Annotated in this window: 23 protein-coding genes; 12 read left to right on the top strand and 11 right to left on the bottom strand. The window is 44.5% G+C overall.

All coding sequences use genetic code 11. The annotated features are described in order from the left end of the window. Positions 1-8: 8 nt before the first annotated feature. The 4 genes from lipA to NCCP2331_RS13690 all read left to right on the top strand — a co-directional run bounded on the left by lipA (position 9) and on the right by NCCP2331_RS13690 (position 2,614). Positions 9-959 (top strand): lipoyl synthase, encoded by a 951-nt coding sequence (gene lipA / locus NCCP2331_RS13705; RefSeq protein WP_251671394.1) that lies wholly within the window; start codon positions 9-11, stop codon positions 957-959. Positions 960-978: 19 nt separating this feature from the next. Next, on the top strand, positions 979-1,296 hold the full coding sequence (locus tag NCCP2331_RS13700) for a YutD family protein (protein WP_153721257.1): 318 nt from the start codon (positions 979-981) through the stop codon (positions 1,294-1,296). 98 nt (positions 1,297-1,394) lie between these two features. Continuing rightward, a complete protein-coding gene (locus NCCP2331_RS13695; RefSeq protein ID WP_251671393.1) occupies positions 1,395-1,841 on the top strand; it encodes a DUF86 domain-containing protein in 447 nt (148 codons plus the stop codon). Positions 1,842-1,846: 5 nt separating this feature from the next. Further along, the gene (locus NCCP2331_RS13690) at positions 1,847-2,614 is read left to right on the top strand and encodes a TIGR01457 family HAD-type hydrolase (RefSeq protein WP_309296375.1); all 768 of its coding nucleotides are present in this window, start codon (positions 1,847-1,849) and stop codon (positions 2,612-2,614) included. Positions 2,615-2,647: 33 nt separating this feature from the next. On the opposite strand, the gene NCCP2331_RS13685 is transcribed toward NCCP2331_RS13690, so the two are convergent. Then, positions 2,648-2,884, bottom strand: a complete 237-nt coding sequence (locus tag NCCP2331_RS13685; protein ID WP_153721203.1) for a YuzB family protein — start codon at positions 2,882-2,884, stop codon at positions 2,648-2,650. 140 nt (positions 2,885-3,024) lie between these two features. Here NCCP2331_RS13685 and NCCP2331_RS13680 point away from each other — a divergent pair, with 140 nt between their 5' ends. After that, positions 3,025-4,092, top strand: a complete 1,068-nt coding sequence (locus tag NCCP2331_RS13680) for an NAD(P)/FAD-dependent oxidoreductase (RefSeq protein WP_153721204.1) — start codon at positions 3,025-3,027, stop codon at positions 4,090-4,092. Between the two features lie 159 nt (positions 4,093-4,251). Here the strand turns inward: NCCP2331_RS13680 and NCCP2331_RS13675 are convergent, their stop codons facing one another. Continuing rightward, on the bottom strand, positions 4,252-4,578 hold the full coding sequence (locus NCCP2331_RS13675; protein WP_251671391.1) for a YuzD family protein: 327 nt from the start codon (positions 4,576-4,578) through the stop codon (positions 4,252-4,254). 83 nt (positions 4,579-4,661) lie between these two features. Here NCCP2331_RS13675 and NCCP2331_RS13670 point away from each other — a divergent pair, with 83 nt between their 5' ends. Beyond that, positions 4,662-4,901 carry a NifU family protein gene (locus NCCP2331_RS13670; RefSeq protein ID WP_009498020.1) on the top strand — a complete coding sequence of 80 codons (240 nt, stop codon included), beginning with the start codon at positions 4,662-4,664 and terminating at the stop codon, positions 4,899-4,901. A gap of 50 nt (positions 4,902-4,951) precedes the next feature. Here NCCP2331_RS13670 and NCCP2331_RS13665 read toward each other — a convergent pair whose 3' ends face one another. Further along, positions 4,952-5,653 carry a DUF2225 domain-containing protein gene (locus NCCP2331_RS13665; RefSeq protein ID WP_251671390.1) on the bottom strand — a complete coding sequence of 234 codons (702 nt, stop codon included), beginning with the start codon at positions 5,651-5,653 and terminating at the stop codon, positions 4,952-4,954. Between the two features lie 128 nt (positions 5,654-5,781). Here NCCP2331_RS13665 and NCCP2331_RS13660 point away from each other — a divergent pair, with 128 nt between their 5' ends. The 3 genes from NCCP2331_RS13660 (at position 5,782) to NCCP2331_RS13650 (ending at position 8,198) form a co-directional block, all read left to right on the top strand. Continuing rightward, positions 5,782-6,147, top strand: coding sequence for a HesB/IscA family protein (locus NCCP2331_RS13660; protein ID WP_251671389.1), 366 nt, complete (start codon positions 5,782-5,784; stop codon positions 6,145-6,147). A 230-nt stretch (positions 6,148-6,377) separates the two neighbouring features. Further along, positions 6,378-7,592, top strand: a complete 1,215-nt coding sequence (locus tag NCCP2331_RS13655; protein WP_251671387.1) for an NAD(P)/FAD-dependent oxidoreductase — start codon at positions 6,378-6,380, stop codon at positions 7,590-7,592. A gap of 279 nt (positions 7,593-7,871) precedes the next feature. Continuing rightward, complete coding sequence (locus NCCP2331_RS13650) at positions 7,872-8,198, top strand: YuiB family protein (protein WP_153721209.1); 327 nt, start codon at positions 7,872-7,874, stop codon at positions 8,196-8,198. A gap of 65 nt (positions 8,199-8,263) precedes the next feature. Here NCCP2331_RS13650 and NCCP2331_RS13645 read toward each other — a convergent pair whose 3' ends face one another. Continuing rightward, positions 8,264-8,740: a divergent PAP2 family protein gene (locus NCCP2331_RS13645; protein WP_153721210.1), complete on the bottom strand. Its 477-nt coding sequence runs from the start codon at positions 8,738-8,740 to the stop codon at positions 8,264-8,266. Positions 8,741-8,894: 154 nt separating this feature from the next. On the opposite strand from NCCP2331_RS13645, the gene NCCP2331_RS13640 reads away from it, so the two are divergent. Continuing rightward, entirely contained in the window at positions 8,895-10,403 is a 1,509-nt protein-coding gene (locus tag NCCP2331_RS13640) for a leucyl aminopeptidase (RefSeq protein WP_251671385.1), read from the top strand. A gap of 71 nt (positions 10,404-10,474) precedes the next feature. Next, the gene (locus NCCP2331_RS13635) at positions 10,475-10,720 is read left to right on the top strand and encodes a hypothetical protein (RefSeq protein WP_251671429.1); all 246 of its coding nucleotides are present in this window, start codon (positions 10,475-10,477) and stop codon (positions 10,718-10,720) included. 20 nt (positions 10,721-10,740) lie between these two features. On the opposite strand, the gene mnhG is transcribed toward NCCP2331_RS13635, so the two are convergent. The 7 genes from mnhG to NCCP2331_RS13600 are packed head-to-tail and all read right to left on the bottom strand — an operon-like array spanning position 10,741 to position 16,513. Then, positions 10,741-11,121 carry a monovalent cation/H(+) antiporter subunit G gene (gene mnhG, locus NCCP2331_RS13630; RefSeq protein WP_251671383.1) on the bottom strand — a complete coding sequence of 127 codons (381 nt, stop codon included), beginning with the start codon at positions 11,119-11,121 and terminating at the stop codon, positions 10,741-10,743. Then, positions 11,105-11,386 (bottom strand): Na(+)/H(+) antiporter subunit F1, encoded by a 282-nt coding sequence (locus NCCP2331_RS13625; RefSeq protein ID WP_251671381.1) that lies wholly within the window; start codon positions 11,384-11,386, stop codon positions 11,105-11,107. Before NCCP2331_RS13625 ends, mnhG begins: the two co-directional genes overlap by 17 nt. Next, the gene (locus tag NCCP2331_RS13620; protein WP_251671380.1) at positions 11,383-11,865 is read right to left on the bottom strand and encodes a Na+/H+ antiporter subunit E; all 483 of its coding nucleotides are present in this window, start codon (positions 11,863-11,865) and stop codon (positions 11,383-11,385) included. Before NCCP2331_RS13620 ends, NCCP2331_RS13625 begins: the two co-directional genes overlap by 4 nt. A gap of 6 nt (positions 11,866-11,871) precedes the next feature. Continuing rightward, complete coding sequence (locus tag NCCP2331_RS13615; RefSeq protein WP_285835520.1) at positions 11,872-13,362, bottom strand: Na+/H+ antiporter subunit D; 1,491 nt, start codon at positions 13,360-13,362, stop codon at positions 11,872-11,874. Then, the gene (locus NCCP2331_RS13610) at positions 13,355-13,696 is read right to left on the bottom strand and encodes a Na(+)/H(+) antiporter subunit C (RefSeq protein ID WP_153721216.1); all 342 of its coding nucleotides are present in this window, start codon (positions 13,694-13,696) and stop codon (positions 13,355-13,357) included. Before NCCP2331_RS13610 ends, NCCP2331_RS13615 begins: the two co-directional genes overlap by 8 nt. Continuing rightward, positions 13,696-14,118 carry a Na(+)/H(+) antiporter subunit B gene (locus NCCP2331_RS13605; protein ID WP_153721217.1) on the bottom strand — a complete coding sequence of 141 codons (423 nt, stop codon included), beginning with the start codon at positions 14,116-14,118 and terminating at the stop codon, positions 13,696-13,698. The genes NCCP2331_RS13610 and NCCP2331_RS13605 overlap by 1 nt, the downstream gene beginning before the upstream one ends. After that, entirely contained in the window at positions 14,105-16,513 is a 2,409-nt protein-coding gene (locus tag NCCP2331_RS13600) for a Na+/H+ antiporter subunit A (RefSeq protein ID WP_251671376.1), read from the bottom strand. The genes NCCP2331_RS13605 and NCCP2331_RS13600 overlap by 14 nt, the downstream gene beginning before the upstream one ends. Before the next feature lie 190 nt (positions 16,514-16,703). On the opposite strand from NCCP2331_RS13600, the gene NCCP2331_RS13595 reads away from it, so the two are divergent. Beyond that, positions 16,704-17,276: a YufK family protein gene (locus NCCP2331_RS13595; protein WP_153721219.1), complete on the top strand. Its 573-nt coding sequence runs from the start codon at positions 16,704-16,706 to the stop codon at positions 17,274-17,276. Positions 17,277-17,309 lie beyond the last annotated feature (33 nt).

Here is a 17,309-nt window from a genome sequence, read left to right as displayed (position 1 = left end):
AGGTAGCATTGTCGTGTAGACCTGAAACCGGAAGAAAGACAGAGCATATTAAGAAGCCCGATTGGCTGAAGATTAAGCTGAACACCAATGAGAACTATACAGGTTTAAAGAAATTGATGCGTGAGAAAAATTTACATACAGTGTGTGAAGAGGCGCGCTGCCCGAATATCCATGAATGCTGGGGGGAACGCCGTACTGCAACCTTTATGATTTTAGGTGCTGTATGTACAAGAGCCTGCCGCTTCTGTGCCGTCAAAACGGGCTTGCCGAATGAACTGGACACTGCAGAACCGGAACGCGTAGCAGAATCCGTTGAACTAATGAACTTAAAGCACGTTGTAGTGACAGCGGTTGCAAGGGATGATCTGAAAGACGGAGGCTCGGGTATTTTTGCGGAAACAATCCGTGCAATACGCCGCAGCAATCCTTTTACTACCATTGAAGTACTGCCGTCCGACATGGGCGGGGACCGTGATAATCTGCAGCGTCTAATGGATGCAAAGCCCGATATTCTAAATCATAATATCGAGACAGTCCGCCGATTGACTCCAAGAATCCGTGCACGTGCAACATACGACCGTTCATTGGAATTATTATCCCGTGCAAAAGAGATGTACCCGGAGATTCCGACTAAATCTTCCTTAATGGTGGGCCTTGGGGAAACTGTGGAGGAAATCATCGAAACGATGGATGACCTTCGTGCACATGACGTCGATATCATGACAATCGGCCAATACTTGCAGCCAACAAAAAAACACGCAAAAGTGGTAAAATATTATTCGCCGGATGAATTCGGTGAGTTACGTAAGATTGCAATGGAAAAAGGGTTCTCGCATTGTGAGGCCGGGCCTCTGGTTCGCTCCAGCTATCATGCTGATGAGCAGGTCAATGCTGCGGCAAAAGAAAAGCAGCGCAAAGGCGACGAGCGACTTGAGCTGGAACAGCAAGCGAGCAGCTAATATGGAAGTGAAGCTTACTATGGTTATTTTAGAGAATATGCAATATGAAATAGCGGAAGAGTTTCGTGAAGGGTTTGATGAGGAAGCACTGAATGAACGGTTTAGTGAAGTACTCTTGAAGTATGATTATATTCTGGGTGATTGGGGTTATGGACAGCTGCGGTTAAAGGGATTTTTCGAAGACCGCAATGCCAAGTCTACCTACGAAACGAAAATCAGCACCGTACAGGATTATATTTATGAATACTGTAACTTCGGATGTGCCTATTTCATTTTGAAGAAAATCGGTAAAGTTAAACCTGAGACGCAAGAAAAAACGGAAAAAGAACAAGATTAAAATGAAAGCTTCGGGCTGAAAATGCCTGGAGCTTTTATTTGTTCAGGCAAAAATATGATAAGATAGAGGAAGTTAAACAATAGGGAGGAAGAGGCGTTATGTATTTCGTCGATCAGAAACAAATTAGTAAAACACTTGCATATATGGAGCAGCTGCTTCGTATTTTTGAAAAAGAAAGCGGCTGGCAGCAAAATGAATTAAACAAGCTTGCCCTTGAACGTATTGCACACGGTTTAATCGAAGGGATTATTGATGTCGGAAATTCAATGATTGATGGTTTCATCATGAGAGACCCCGGCAGTTATGAGGATATAATTGATATTCTGGAAGATGAAAAAGTAATTACACCCGAGCAGGCGGGTCCATTGCGTGCGTTTATTTCACTTCGTCCGATGATCGTCCGCCAGTTTACTGAAGTGAAAACATTTGAAGTGGAACAAGCAATCCGCGAGACGTCAGAAGAGTTAAGGCAGTTTCCGAAACAAGTCCGTGATTACCTGGAAAATGAATTAGGACCTGTTTCTGCGTTTCTGCCGACGGAGTAATGGGTATGGCAAACTATAAGGCGTATTGTCTGGATTTAGACGGCACTATGTATCGCGGAAGAGAACCTATTACAGAGGCAGTGGATTTCGTCAACGGATGTCAGGCCTCAAATGCAGAGACATATTTCATAACGAATAATGCAGCGCTGACACGTGCTGCACAGCTGAAAAAACTGGCAGGTTTCGGTGTACGGACGGATGTCGATCATATTATGAATTCTGCCATAGCACTCGCAAGGTACTGTAAACAAAACTATGCAGGCGCGAGTGTAATGATGATTGGGGAAGAAGGTCTGGAAGAGGCCTTAGACGCAGAGGGAATTACGATTACCAATCAAAATCCCGATGTTGTGATGATGGGGCTGGATCGTCAAATTACGTACAGCAAGCTGTCGGAAGCCTGCCTTGCGATTCGCAACGGCGCAAAGTTTCTCGGGACCAATGAAGATAAGAGATTCCCTACAGAACGCGGACTGGTGCCGGGCAACGGCTCCTTCCTTCAACTGATGGAAGCCGCAACGGGAACAAAGCCGGTTGTGGTCGGGAAGCCGGCTCCTCATATGCTGGAGTTCATTCAGCAGCATGGCAATTATGCGAAAAAGGAAATGGTACTGATCGGCGATAATTACGATACTGATATATTGGCAGGCATCCGCTACGGCATTGATACTGCTTATGTCGCTACCGGTGTGACTCCTGCTGAAGAAGTACTGATCAAAGAGGTTTTGCCGACTTATGTGCTTCCTTCATTGGCTGATTGGCCAAAAAAATAAGCATAGCGTCTAAGGCTATGCTGCTTTTTATAATTAAAAAAGTGGATTCTCTTCGATGAATTGATAGATTGCTGCTGTCAGTTCATCAGGCGTCTCCGCTTCAACTAGTTCACCGTTGACGATCGCATATAGTGTATCCGCGCATTTAGTGCAGTAGCTCAAACATCCGTACTCAAGTACATCAATGTTCGGGTCTCTTTCCAATGTCTCAAATACTGGATAGGAACCATTCGCCAAATTACTGATACAGAATTCCACGATGGGATTCATCTTTCTCACCTCGCCTATTAGGAATGGTACTCTTTTTTTAGTTTACCGTCAATGAACATGGCATATTGTGAAAAGAATCACATACTGCTATAATAGCAAATGAGGTTTGAGCGGAAATATAGACATAGAAGGAGAACATTATGAGGAAATTACTATTACTAGGTGCCGGCTATGGCAATATGCGCATATTGCTTCGTCTGCTGAATAAAGACTTGCCGGACGATATGGAAATCACACTTGTGGACCGGACACCGTTTCATAGTCTGAAAACAGAATTTTACGCACTGGCTGCCGGGACGGTTCCTGATTCAGATATTCGAGTGGCGATTCCGAATCATGAGCAGTTACAAGTGATTGAAGGCGAGATTCAGGAAATAAAGCCGGAGCAGAATGAAGTCGTTCTGAAAGACGGACAGGTATTGACATACGATGATCTGGTCATAGGTCTGGGAAATGTGGACAATTATCATGATGTACCCGGTGCTGCAGAACATACACTAAGCATTCAGACAATCGGCAAGTCCAGAACTACCTACCAGACTCTTCTCGGACTGAGCGGAGGGGCAACAGTAGGGATAGTAGGGGCCGGTTTAAGTGGTATTGAGCTGGCGAGTGAGCTGCGTGAAAGCCGGCCGGATCTGAATATTAAACTGTTTGACCGCAGTCCGCGGATTTTGCGTGACTTCCCGGAGCGTTTAAGTAATTACGTGAAAGGCTGGTTTGACGAGAATAATGTAGAAGTGGTTGCCAATTCAAACATAACAAAAGTCGGTGAGAGCACTCTTCATAATCACGAAGAAACAATTGAAGTAGATGCTGTCGTATGGACGGCGGGGATCAAGCCGAGTCAGGTTATTGAGGAAATGGACATACAAAAAGATCGTTCAGGACGAGTCGTGCTGAATCAATACCACCAAATTCCAAATTACCCGAATGTCTATGCAGTAGGGGATATTGCGGCGCTTACGCATGCGCCAAGTGCGCAGCTGGCAGAAGTCCAGGCTGAGCAAATCATTCAAGTGCTGCGTCTGATCTGGAAAGACGAGCCCTTGATGGAGAAAATGCCTGAACTGAAACTAAAAGGATTCATGGGTTCATTAGGAAAGAAACAAGGGTTTGCGTATCTGGCGGACCGCACAGTAACCGGGCGAATTGCAAGGCTGATGAAATCGGGTTTACTGTGGATGTACAAATGGCATAATGGGTAAAAATGGAAACCACCGCGATCATCTGCGGTGGTTTTTCTTTAGCTGCCTTTTACAGTTAGCAAAAAAGCAGCCATCCAAATGCTGTATGACTGCGGAATAAAAGATGTTTTACGATGAAACAGGCAAAGATGTTCTCAATTATTACTTTTCATTATCAACCTATCCTGCATGGTAACCATGTGTTTCCATCGCGTTGAAAACTGGTTTTAACTGGATGTGACCTTCACCGATCATCTCGTTTTCAATCATGACAAGCGGATAAAAGTACTCATCTTCACGGATTTTTTCAATGATTTCAATTTGGCGGGAATCTGTGGTCTCCTGCTCGATATCGATATAAGTAATCGAAAAAGGCTGGCCGGGATACTTTCTGGAAACCGCCGCTTCAAGCCACTCGTACGTATCTTTTGAAGAAGGTGCATTGACACAGCTCGCACAAATAATTTCTGTTCCATAGACCTCAATTGTTACTGGTTTTTGTGACATATTGATCAAACCTCCGAATCATTATTGGATTTTTTCTGCTAGGCAGTTTATAATAAGTATAAGGAAAGGAGAGTGTGATTACAATGACAACAGATACTCAATTATACGAACCGGTAAAAGAAGTTTTAGATAAATTACGTCCATTCTTATTGCGAGACGGAGGAGACTGCGAACTGGTCGATATTGACGAGGGAATCGTCAAGCTTCGTTTGTTGGGAGCCTGCGGTACTTGCCCAAGTTCTACCATCACGTTAAAAGCTGGTATTGAACGCGCGTTATTGGAAGAAGTACCGGGTGTAGTGGAAGTTGAACAAGTCTTTTAATTTTCATAATAAAAGAAGCGGTGCAAAGAGAATGTTTCTTTGCACCGCTCTTATTCATTTTCAAGCTGATGTTCTGCTTCTGCCTCCCGTATTTCCTGCCAGCGATCTTTTGCGAGCTGGATGATATTAGGCTCGGTAGATCTTTTTTGAGCTTCGATGACTCGCGAAAAATTACGGATGGCTTCTTCCCGGTCATTAATGCGCCAAGAAAGCTCTGCGATCATATACTGAACACGTGTTTCAGACATCTGCGTTCCCACGTAGTCACCTTCAGAAAAAGCCTGTATATATAGATTCCTGGATGTTTCCAGATAGCGCATTTCTTCCGCCTCTTCTTCTGCTTCTCTATAAATCCAGGCAATCCTCAACATCATTCCCGCCATGGTCAAGTGTTTCTCTTTTTTGAAGCTGGCGCTCAAATAAGCCAGTTTATAAGCTTCGATTGCTTCATCCTTTGTTCGTTGGCCGCCGAATGAACGGCTGTGCCATCTGGATGTAATGTTCTGTGCAATCAAATCCTTTGTTCCGGGGGCAAAATAAGGAGAGAAATCCTCCGTGAAAGCAAAACCGCAATTCGGACAAACCGATGCATTATAGAAAAGGGGATTTATATCCTTGTTGACATATATAGGTCTAAAATCAGTATCGTGCTTGGATACCCTTACTTGACGCGAACGGATTCTTGTAGTTGGAAAATGCTCTTTGCATAGCATGCACTGCATTTTCTTTTCATAAAAAGGGCTAATTTCCATGATACTCATTCCTTTCATTTATAAGTCTTATTATACAGCAAAATAGACCTAACGGGCGGAGTATTTGTTTGCATTCCAATGAAAAACATTGATATGATAGAACAAAACGTGGAAAGTGAGTGAATTAGATGACCAATCCAGTAGAAATTACAGAAGCAGCAACATTTCACGTAAAAAAAATGATGGAACATAACGAAGAAGAAGGATCTTATCTGCGCATTTCTGTCAATGGCGGCGGATGCAGCGGATTAACATACGGGCTCGGTTTTGCTCAAGAGCAAGAAGATGATGATATAACTTATACACAGCACGGAATCCCTGTCTTGGTAAAAAAAGAAGACGCGGCAATTCTGGAAGGCACAAAAGTAGATTACAAAGAATCCCTCATGGGCGGCGGTTTCACCATCGACAATCCGAATGCCATTGCGAACTGCGGCTGCGGTACTTCATTCCGCACGGCACAGAAAGCTGGAGCGCCTGCAGATTGCGAGTAATGTGACGTTCAGACTGAAACAAATCTTCGAATTACGCCATGTTTTTGGTAGTCATAATTGATTATTTGCACAATTAGAATACGGTTGAAAAGCTTGTCGAAAAGGGCTACTATTAGTAGGTAAAGCTAGTTCAAATCAAATCTAAATGCCGGCACATTGTGTAAAACTATGTATTGATCGATTTTACACGTACTCGGCATTTAATAAACTTAAAGGTGGTTTCGATTTACGTGAAAAGACCGACAATCTTAGTATTGGGTGCAGGTTACGGTGGTTTGATGACCGTTGTGAATTTGCAAAAATCATTAGGTACGGATGAGGCGGATATTATTCTCATCAATAAAAATGACTATCATTACGAGTCCACATGGCTGCATGAAGCAGCGGCCGGCACATTAAGCCCTGAAGATGTGCGCTATGATATTTCAAGCGTAATCAACAGCAATAAAACGAAATTCATTAAAGCGGAAGTTACAGGAATCGACGTAGCCAATAAAAACGTTACGACTAATATCGGATCGCATACATATGACTACCTGGTGATAGCGCTTGGTTTTGAAGGTGAAACATTCGGTATTCCCGGGTTGGATAAATATGCACTTTCCATCGCAAACGTCAAAGCGGCACGTCAGATCCGCGACCATATGGAATATCAGTTTGCTACTTGGTCTCTTGAAGAAGAAAAGGATGACAGCCGTCTGACGATCGTAGTCGGCGGAGCAGGTTTCACAGGCATTGAATATCTGGGGGAACTGGGCAACCGCGTTCCGGAACTTTGTAAAGAATATGATGTGCCAGCTGAAAAAGTACGCATTCTGTGCGTAGAGGCGGCACCCATGGTATTGCCAGGATTTGATCCTGAATTAGTTGAATATGCAGTTCGTCAACTAGGCGCAAAAGGCATTGAATTCTCCATTGGAACTCCAGTCGTAGAAGCAACACCTGAAGGCGTCAAGATCAAAAAAGGCGAAGATGAATTCGAATTCATTAAAGCAGGCACGGTTGTGTGGGCTGCCGGTGTTCGAGGCAACCGCTTGATTGAAGAGTCCGGCATTGAAAATATGCGTGCACGTGTAAAAGTGGATAAAGACTTGCGTGCTCCCGGTTTTGAAGATGTGTTCGTGATCGGTGACTGTGCGCTCATGATCAATGAAGCAATCAACCGCCCATATCCTCCAACTGCACAAATTGCGATGCAGCAAGGTGATATGTGTGCAAATAATATCATTGCACTGATTCAAAATAAACAAACAGCTGAATTTGTACCGGATCTAAAAGGAAGCGTCTGCTCCCTGGGCGATTCTGATGCCATCGGTGTTGTTTTCGATAAGAAAATGACAGGTGCAAAAGCGTCCTTCATGAAAAAAATGATCGACAACCGCGCGCTCTACATGGTAGGCGGAGTAGGCCTGACAATTAAAAAAGGGAAATTCGACTTCCTGTAAGCAACAGAAAAAGCACGCACATTTGTGTGTGCTTTTTTGTATGCAACCTGCTAAATGCGATGTTAAAGTAAAAAGCGGGCTTATGCTTCATGCCAAGCACTGCTCACTACTTGTACTATGAAGTCAAATTTCCAAACTCCAGCCACAACCTGCAGGGCCTTAATTTTTTAATAATCTATGACAACTGTTCACACCATATACTGTTCTCTGTCTCATCCTATTGAAAGCGGCCGCTTCATCCTGTAAAATGTTGAAGTGATGAACTGGAGGTTAGCGACAATGCAGACGATATCTATAGCACAGGTGATGCTATCGATCTTGATATTTATTGTTATGTTCTTCGGCATCGGCTTTTTGCTGAATATGCTGTTGCGTATGACGTGGCTCATGGCCATCATTTATCCGATTGTAGTCATTTTCATTATTGATGATGTACCGATGTATCAATACATTACCAAGCCGGGATATGCTTTCGGCGAGCTGGGCTCGAATATTATGTCTCTTCATGCAGTGGACATTGTCATTCTGGCCAGCGGAATGGTTGGAGCGATTATTGCAGGCTTCGTTATGAAAATCTTGCGTAAACAAGGATATCAAATGTTTTAAAACATCGGTTGCACAAATTAGAAAAAACACCCGCGGATTCATTTGATCCGCGGGTGTTTTCATGTTTATAAAATGACTGTATACGTGATAATGGAAATCGCAATGCCGGTCAGGGCGCCAAAAAATACTTCATTCGGCTTATGGCCCAGTAATGTTTTTAATTCCTGCATTTTTGTTTCGTTATCCTTCTTTGGCCAATCTTTCAGATCATCGACAAATATTTGGAAATCAGCACGCATTTGATTTATGATGATTGCTTGCTGGCCCGCCTGATAGCGGATTCCTGTCGCATCAAACATGACGATAACTGCAAAAATTGCGGATACAGCAAATAATGGTGATTGCAGTCCTGCTTCAAAAGCAATGGCAGTTGTCAATGCAGTAACAGCTGCTGAGTGAGAGCTGGGCATGCCGCCTGTTGAAGTCATTAAACCAAAGTCCAGTTTACGCGTTAATAAGAAATGAATAGGGATTTTTACAAATTGAGCAAATAAAATGGCAAACAGCGCTGCGAGGAGCGGTATGTTTTCAAAAATAGCCAAATGAGTCCACACCCTTCGTTCCGTTTATTGAGAACAAGTATACCATAATCGTAACATAACGAAATGAATATCCCCAATCCTTGCCATTGGAACCAATAAACTCAGTAGTCTATACTGGTAGAGTGAAACTTATGAAAAAGGGAGGACAACAACTGTGATTACAATTGAAACTGCAACAAGCTTTGATCAACAAGAGGTGGACGTACTCATTATCGGGGTACCCGATCATCCGGAGAATATAGAAGGCTGGGACGCATTCGTGAAAGCGTTTCATCCGTCGGTGCCTGAATGGATCAAATCACATGATATACAGCAGAATTTCAAAAAGTTGACGAAGATGCCCGCACTTTCTGAGCAGATGTATAAAAGAGTCTACTTTATCGGAGCAGGCAAGCAGAAGGAACTTACTGAACAGCAGGTGCGCGAATTATTTGCGGCAGCAGGAAAGCAGCTTCATCAGGACCGTGTGAAAACTGCTGCAATCTGGACAGCCCCTTTTGTCAATGAAGAGCTGGACTGCGAAGATATTGCCTTTTTGGCTTCAGAAGGAATCAGTATGGGTGCATATGAATATGAAGGCTTTAAAACTACTTCCAATGAAGCTGATGCGCCTTTAGGTTCTATCACATTCATTTCGAATGCTGACGACAAAAGCGTCAAAGCTGCAGCAGAAGTCGGCATGGTCAATGCACACGCAGTCAATGAAGCGCGGACGCTTGTAAATATCCCGCCTAACATTCTGACACCGTCCAAAATGGCTGATTACGCGCGTGAATTGGCTGAAAGCTATGACCTGGAGATTGACGTGCTGGGCAAAGCAGAAATGGAAGAGCTGGGCATGGGTGCGATTCTTGCAGTCAATCAGGGTTCTGTGGAAGAACCGCAGCTGATTGTACTGAAATACCAGGCAACCGAGGAGTGGACTGACGTCGTCGGTCTGGTCGGCAAGGGCATCACGTATGACAGCGGTGGCTACTCTCTGAAGCCGCGTGAAGGCATGGTGGGTATGAAAGGTGACATGGGCGGTGCAGCGGCTGTATTGGGTGCTATGTGCATTATAGGAGAATCCCGCCCGAAGAAGAATGTCATTGCAGTGATTGCTTCGACTGATAATATGGTATCAGGCGCTGCGTTTAAGCCGGATGATGTCATCACTTCATTGAGCGGCAAGACCATCGAAGTCCTGAACACGGATGCGGAAGGCCGTTTGGTGCTGGCAGACGCTGTGACTTATGCCAAGCAGGCAGGAGCGGAATATCTGATAGACGTCGCGACGCTGACCGGCGGTGTCATTGTGGCGCTCGGAAATGACAAGACCGGTACACTGACGAACAATGAGGAATTTTATGAGCAGTTTGAAGAAGCGGCGGAAGAAACGGGAGAATTCATCTGGCGTCTGCCTCTGACGGAAAGTGATAAGAAGCGAATCCGCAAAAGCGATGTAGCAGACTTGAATAATTCACCGGGACGTGACGGCCATATGATTTTCGGCGGCGGATTTGTAGGAGAGTTTGCAGAAGATACACCATGGATCCATCTGGACATAGCAGGTACTTCCGATGCGGCAAGTCCGCATGTTCTCGGTCCAAAAGGAGCTACAGGGGTCATGGTGCGGACACTGGCTGCTTTCATTGAGCGTCTGGGAGCAGAAAAAGAGGAATAATCGCAGTAGGCGTTTTCCCCAGTCCCTTTTTTATGCTGGGCATAGGATAAAGGGAAAGGGGGAGCAAATATATGTCAAGAAACAATTACCGGGGCGGTCACGGTGGAGGATACGGCGGCGGAGGGAACTTCGGTTTTGGCTTCGGCGGCCCGTTCCTTGGAGGGCTCGTCGGCGGATTTTTAGGAAATGCATTCTTCCCGAGTTACGGTTATGGCGGAGGAGGATACGGTGGGGGATACGGCGGTGGATATTATCAGCAGCCATACCCGTACTATCCGCCATACTATAACCCTTATTATCCTTATTATTATTATTAATAGAAAAACACGCAGAGGATTTACTCCTCATGCGTGTTTTTTGCTAATTCTGCACGTTGCTTGTCAATTGCTATTTTCAGATCATCACCAACCGTTAATTCAGTCGGTTTCACACCGGACATATAAGCCGCGCGACTCATCAAGTGGCCGCCTATCGGGGAAGTGATGAACAGAAAGGCGATTCCGAGAACAAGCGATATACTGAAGTGTCCTTCATTCCACCAGAAGTGGAAGAAGACACCGAGCAATAGACTCATAACTCCGAGTGTAGCACTCTTGGAAGCTGCGTGTGCGCGCATGTAAACGTCTGGGAGCCGTAAGATACCGACAACCGTGATGATCGTAAAAATGATCCCCACGACGACGAGAGCGATGATAATACTATCAGCTATCAGATCCACGATCGATAATCTCTCCTCTCTCAATAAATTTCGAGAAGGACACGGTGCCGATGAATGACATAATCGCAATCAGTAAGATTACATCGATAAAGAAAGGTGTATCAAACAGAATGGACAGCAGTGCAATCGCAGAAATCAGCATAACACCGATAGCGTCGAGTGCAATAAGTCTGTCCGGCACAGAAGGTCCTTTCCATACACGGTACAGCAAGCCGAGCATCGACAGGATGATCAGTACTAAACAAACAGAATAAAATATGTTCATCCCCGGCGCACCTCCATGATCGCTTTCTCGAATGTGTTTTTAATAGAGTCAATTGCTTCATCGACATCGTTTACGTCAATCGCATGAATATACAGTGTCCGCTGATCATCTGAAACGTGAAGGACAATCGTTCCCGGTGTCAAAGTAATTAAACTGGACAGCAGTGTAATTTCCCAGTCATGCTCCAATTCAGTCGGCATAGCGAAAATCATTGGCTGAACTGTTGACAGATCGGGTTTTATAACGAGCATCAGCACAGAAATATTCGACAGGATCAGTTCTTTCAAAAAGATCAGTGTCAGTTTGATTGCTGACCAGATACGCCAGATATAGAGGCGGTCCCTGAAGTAACGGCGCGTCATGATGATCATGAGAAGCCCGATGATATATCCAATAACAAACGTAGAAGGTGTCAATGAACTATTCATGAACATCCAAACGACTGCAATGAAGAAATTTAAAAGTATCTGAAAAGCCATTGACCTCTACTCCTTTAACACCGCATTAATATAGATGGAAGGGTCGCGCAATACATCGGCTGCATCCGACATATAAGGCATGAGCCATTCCGCTCCCACTCCGTAAGCAACTGTAACAACTGTCAGCAGCACAGCCGGCACCATCATATGACGGTACTTGGCTGCATCAATGGAAGGCAGCACATTAGCTTTCTCGGGAGCACCCCAGAAAGCGTAAATGAAAATCCGCATGACAGACAGCAGCACAATCAAACTGGAAGCCAGAATGACAATGCTTCCAAAAGCGTTCTCTGCCTGGAAACCGCCCTGGACTATCAAAAGCTTGCCGATAAATCCGCTCAGAGGCGGAATCCCTGCCAGACCGAATGCTGCAACTAAATAGGTCCATCCGAGCGCTGGGTAGGTCTTAATCAAGCCGCCCATTTTGCGTAAATTTGAAGTGCCTGTGACATAGATGATGATTCCAATCAGGACAAACAGCGCACCCTTGATCAGCATGTCGTGTATCAAATAATAAACAGCGCCTTCTAATCCGGGCGTATTCATCTGTGATACACCGAATAAAATCACACCGACTGCAATGATGATATTGTAAATGATAATCTGCTTCAGATCAAAGTAGGCAAGTGCCCCGATGCAGCCTGCGACGATCGTCAATAATGACAGGATCATCAGGAATTCATGCGTAAAGCCGATATCGTGAACGAAGAACAGCGTATATGTACGTGTGATGGCATAAACACCGACTTTTGTCAGCAGTGCCCCGAACAGCGCAAGAACTGGAATCGGCGGCGCTGCATAAGATCCCGGCAGCCAGAAGTACAATGGAAAGATGGCTCCTTTGATTCCGAATACAATCAGGAAAAGAATTGCGATAACGGAAATGATGCCGGGCTGATTAATTTCTGCAATTTTTACCGAAATATCCGCCATATTCAATGTACCGATGATGGAGTACAGATAAGCGACCGTAATGACAAACAGTGCAGAAGATATTACGTTCACCAAAATATACTTGATGGATTCACGCAGCTGTCTCTTTTCCCCGCCCAAGACGATGAGCAGATACGAAGCGATCAGCAAAACTTCGAAAAATACGAACATGTTGAATATATCGCCTGTTGTAAATGCGCCGTTAATCCCGGTAATCATGAATAGAATTGCCGGATAGTAGAAAAAACGTTCACGCTCGCTTCCAATGGATTGGAAGCTGTACAGGACGACAAAGAACGTAATTAAAATCGTAGTTGTGACGAGCAGTGCGGAAAGCATGTCTGACACCATGGTGATACCAAACGGTGCAGGCCAGTTTCCGAGGGTCACCGTTTGAATCCCGTCGGCTTTCACCGTGGCAATCAGCCAGAATGAAGCCAGCAGACTAAGAACCAATCCGATCAATGTCAAAACTCTCTGGATGACTACCTGCTCTTTAAAAAACAATAAAATCATCGCGAAAAAGAAAGGAATAATGATCGGAAATAGAAGAAGATTAATCATGTTCATCATTTCCTCTCAATTCATTCATATTATCGGTCTTGTGAACCGCATACATCCTGTACGCCATGACGAGAATTACTGCAGTCACACCGAAACTGATGACAATCGCTGTTAAAATCAGCGCCTGCGGCAGGGGATCTGCGAAATCAGTTACCCCATCTATCAGGACAGGAGGTTTGGAACCGCTGAGACCGCCCATCGTTAAGATCAGTAAATGTGCACCGTGACTCAGCAGGCCGGTACCTAAGATGACTTTCAGAAGACTTCTGGAAAGTATCAAATAGACGGCTGCGGTAAATAACACACCTATAAGTATAGAAAGCATCAGTTCCATCAGCTATCGCCTCCAATCGATTGAATAATCGTGATGGCGGAACCGACGACTACCAAGTAGACACCGCTGTCGAACAGCATGGCCGTATGAAGAGACGTCTTTCCAAACAGCGGCAAATAAAAGTCGTCAAATGCATGCGTAAAAAATGGAACATTGAAGACAATTGAACCGGCTGCAGTAGCCAATGCCAGAACTAAACCGATTGCCGTAACTATCGTGAAATTAAACGGCAGGATCTGCTGGATGGTCTTCAAGTCGAATGCCAGCAGCAAAAGTATGATCGCGCCGGTAGTCAGCAAACCGCCGACGAATCCTCCGCCCGGTGCATAATGTCCCGCGAAGAATATATGAATCGAGAACAGGAAGATGATGAAAAACACTACCTTGGCTGTAGTTTGCAAAATCACGTCATTCGTTTTCATCGGTCGACTCCTTTCTCGATACACGCAGGCGGATCATACCGAGCACCGCAATACCTGCAATCGCCAGAACGGCAATTTCAAATAATGTATCAAATCCACGGTAATCCACGAGAATGACATTGACAATATTACCGCCGCCCGCTTCAGTTGCCACCGTATCTTTATAGTACTGCGAAATAGAAGGGATCAGTTTCTGTGAGTGGCTGGACAGGGCTACAAGCGTTACCATGACACCGACACTCAGCGAAATGATTAAATTCACCAATTTGTTTTTTGTTGTTTCGCCATGATTATTCAGTGCCGGCAAGTGTTTGAATGCCAGCAGGAATAATGCGACGGAAACGGTCTCAATTACTAGTTGTGTTAAAGCCAGATCAGGTGCTTTAAAGATGACGAAGAACAGTGCGACGGAATAACCGACACCGCCGAGTGCGATTATCGCAGCCAGACGGGACTTCGCAAACACCACGAATCCAACAGATAACAAAAGAATTAAGCCGTTCAATACAGCGTATACAGTAATTTCCGCAAAGCTGTTCATGTCTACAACAAATGCATCTTTTATAAATAGCAGTGCAATAACTGTTACTGACAGGAACGCAAACATATACAGCAGATATGTACGGATGATGCCTGTCATGAATAGGCGTGACAGACGGTTCATTCCTTTTTCACTGCCGCGCATCAATGCGTCATACCCTTCATTGAGTGACAGTTTTGCCGGCTGAATTTTATACAGCGGCTGCCATTTTGGAATCGTCAGGTACAGCAGGGTACCGAGGATCACGATGGCCACTGTCAGCCAAAGCTCTGCAGAATTAAAGCCGTGCCAGGCTGTAACGTTGATGTCCACTGCTGAAGGACTGTCGTATAAAGTCGGCTGGACCGCCATGACAGCCGGTTTGATCAGCCACTTGCCAACCAAGTTGGGAATGAAGAAAATAATGATCACCAGGCCAGCTAAAATAACAGGCGCAGCGAGCATGCCGGCCGGCGCTTCATGCGGTTTCTTCGGCAGCTGGTCTGTTTTAATCTGTCCTGTAAATGTCTTCAGTACAAAGTACAGGCTGTAAGTAAAGGTGAATACGCTTGCAATCCAGGCAATGACAGGGAACAGAATGCCCCATGTATCAAAGTTGAACAGTTCAAAATGCCGGACTGCGAGCATGGATTGTAAAAACATTTCTTTACTCAGGAAACCGTTAAACGGCGGCAAACCGGCCATCGAAAGCGAGCCGATCAGTGCTACCGTAAAGCTTACAGGCATCAGACTCATCAAGCCGCCTAGCTTGCGGATATCCCGGGTGCCTGTTTCATGATCGATGATACCCGCAATCATAAAGAGACCGCCTTTAAACGTGGCATGGTTGATCAGGTGGAAGATTGCCGCATACGTTGCGAATGTAAAGATGTCCTGCGTCGTATGGTAAGTAATCGCACCGGCTCCGAGAAGGGACATGATCAATCCTAGCTGACTGACTGTGGAAAACGCTAAAATGGCTTTCAAGTCTGTCTGTTTTACAGCAAAAAATGAACCCCAGAAAAGTGTCAGTAAACCGATGCCGGTAACGAGCCAGATCCATGCGGATGAAGCGCCGAAAATCGGTGTAAAACGTGCTACTAAGTAAATCCCTGCTTTCACCATTGTGGCGGAGTGCAAATATGCGCTGACTGGAGTAGGCGCTTCCATTGCATCAGGCAGCCAGATGTAAAACGGGAATTGAGCCGATTTAGTAAACGCGCCGAGCAGGATTAATACCAGAGCTAATGTGAAATAAGGCTGACTTACTAACTCCGGAGCCTGCACAATTAATTCGCGTATGGAGAACGTATCTCCCATTATGCTGAGCAGGATAAAGCCTCCGAGCATCATCAATCCGCCGAACACGGTAATCATCATCGACTTCAGTGCGCCAAAACGCGATTGATCGCGGGTGTACCAAAAACCGATCAATAGAAACGAAGATATGGATGTTAGCTCCCAAAACAAATAAAGCGTCATCGTATTGTCCGACTGCACGACTCCCAGCATAGCAGTCATAAAGATCAGTAAATAGACGTAAAAGCTGCCTAAGTCTTCTTTATGACTGTCCATGTAAAAAACAGAGTAAAGTACGACTAACGAACCGATGCCGGTAATTAATAGCGTAAATAATAAACTAAGTCCATCTATGTATGAAGTAAACGTTATCCCAAGCGATGGAATCCATTTTAATTCAGAAATAGCATGACCGCCATCCATCGTCAGTGGAATGAAACTCAGGTAGTAGGCGAACAGTACAAGCGGAACCAGGATCACGAACCAGCCTGTATGAATCCCTTTTACATATTTATAAGCAAAAGGAATAAGTAATGCGAAGATCACAGGTAAAAAAATCAATAACACGAATTCCAAGTGAATCCTCCTTCCGTCCATATTCAGTATTCATCGTATTTATAAAAGTCCGACAGCCTATGTGTGGACGTAATTGTTAGTATAGCGCAAAACATTTCAAATTGCATAGACAACAATTGACCATTTATTGCTTTATTCGACTTCCTTCTTATATTATTAGGAGGGTGAAAAAATATTTTTGGGGTGTCTTATGAAAAATCCATATTTGTTCGGTTATTTACCTTTCGTTACCGTTGTACTCTTCAGCTTAACGTTCGGAGTCTACAGCGTTGGCGAATCCATTATCTTTTTTAAAGAAATCGGTCTGTATCAGGGGATGCGCGAGTTTCTTTCAGATTTCCAGCTGCGGATATTTTTGCTGACGATGTACACGTTGTTGTTTTTCATGTTGTTTGCTGCGTTAAAGCTGATTGCGACGACCATTCATGAAACGGCCTTATTATTTTTCTTAAGAGAAGAGGCAGATGCTTCTTACAGTGCTTCCAGATCTGGCGCCGTTATTTATTTTGCTGGAGCATTGATTTCAGTCTTTGGAATTCAGTCATGGAAAGCGCTTGTCCTGATTTTTATCATTACCACATTTGTCTATTTTATATATGTGGTATATAAACTAAGCCCCTTTATGACATTAACGAATACGGTCGGACTGATTTTCTTTCAGATCGTCGTTTGGAGTGTGTTGCTCACTGTCTTAATTTTTATTATCATCAGGCTATATAATGGCTTGCTAGCGAGTATCCCTTTATCTAATCCAATCAAATAAAAACCCTGTTGATCCAGTTGTTGCCTGGATCAA

The sequence above is a fragment of the Sporosarcina sp. NCCP-2331 genome, assembly GCF_023707945.1.
Classification (GTDB): domain Bacteria; phylum Bacillota; class Bacilli; order Bacillales_A; family Planococcaceae; genus Sporosarcina; species Sporosarcina cascadiensis.
The sequence above is the reverse complement of the archived record's forward strand: the minus strand, read 5'-3'. Positions and strand labels throughout refer to the sequence as shown.

What these genes read in the sequence shown, in the direction of transcription:
- NCCP2331_RS13700 (WP_153721257.1), top strand. Translation starts at nt 979, where the DNA reads ATGGTTATTTTAGAGAATATGCAATATGAAATAGCGGAAGAGTTTCGT.
- NCCP2331_RS13695 (WP_251671393.1), top strand. Translation starts at nt 1,395, where the DNA reads ATGTATTTCGTCGATCAGAAACAAATTAGTAAAACACTTGCATATATG.
- NCCP2331_RS13690 (WP_309296375.1), top strand. Translation starts at nt 1,847, where the DNA reads ATGGCAAACTATAAGGCGTATTGTCTGGATTTAGACGGCACTATGTAT.
- NCCP2331_RS13685 (WP_153721203.1), bottom strand. Translation starts at nt 2,884, where the DNA reads ATGAATCCCATCGTGGAATTCTGTATCAGTAATTTGGCGAATGGTTCC.
- NCCP2331_RS13680 (WP_153721204.1), top strand. Translation starts at nt 3,025, where the DNA reads ATGAGGAAATTACTATTACTAGGTGCCGGCTATGGCAATATGCGCATA.
- NCCP2331_RS13675 (WP_251671391.1), bottom strand. Translation starts at nt 4,578, where the DNA reads ATGTCACAAAAACCAGTAACAATTGAGGTCTATGGAACAGAAATTATT.
- NCCP2331_RS13670 (WP_009498020.1), top strand. Translation starts at nt 4,662, where the DNA reads ATGACAACAGATACTCAATTATACGAACCGGTAAAAGAAGTTTTAGAT.
- NCCP2331_RS13665 (WP_251671390.1), bottom strand. Translation starts at nt 5,653, where the DNA reads ATGGAAATTAGCCCTTTTTATGAAAAGAAAATGCAGTGCATGCTATGC.
- NCCP2331_RS13660 (WP_251671389.1), top strand. Translation starts at nt 5,782, where the DNA reads ATGACCAATCCAGTAGAAATTACAGAAGCAGCAACATTTCACGTAAAA.
- NCCP2331_RS13650 (WP_153721209.1), top strand. Translation starts at nt 7,872, where the DNA reads ATGCAGACGATATCTATAGCACAGGTGATGCTATCGATCTTGATATTT.
- NCCP2331_RS13635 (WP_251671429.1), top strand. Translation starts at nt 10,475, where the DNA reads ATGTCAAGAAACAATTACCGGGGCGGTCACGGTGGAGGATACGGCGGC.
- NCCP2331_RS13625 (WP_251671381.1), bottom strand. Translation starts at nt 11,386, where the DNA reads ATGAACATATTTTATTCTGTTTGTTTAGTACTGATCATCCTGTCGATG.
- NCCP2331_RS13620 (WP_251671380.1), bottom strand. Translation starts at nt 11,865, where the DNA reads ATGGCTTTTCAGATACTTTTAAATTTCTTCATTGCAGTCGTTTGGATG.
- NCCP2331_RS13615 (WP_285835520.1), bottom strand. Translation starts at nt 13,362, where the DNA reads ATGATTAATCTTCTTCTATTTCCGATCATTATTCCTTTCTTTTTCGCG.
- NCCP2331_RS13610 (WP_153721216.1), bottom strand. Translation starts at nt 13,696, where the DNA reads ATGGAACTGATGCTTTCTATACTTATAGGTGTGTTATTTACCGCAGCC.
- NCCP2331_RS13605 (WP_153721217.1), bottom strand. Translation starts at nt 14,118, where the DNA reads ATGAAAACGAATGACGTGATTTTGCAAACTACAGCCAAGGTAGTGTTT.
- NCCP2331_RS13595 (WP_153721219.1), top strand. Translation starts at nt 16,704, where the DNA reads ATGAAAAATCCATATTTGTTCGGTTATTTACCTTTCGTTACCGTTGTA.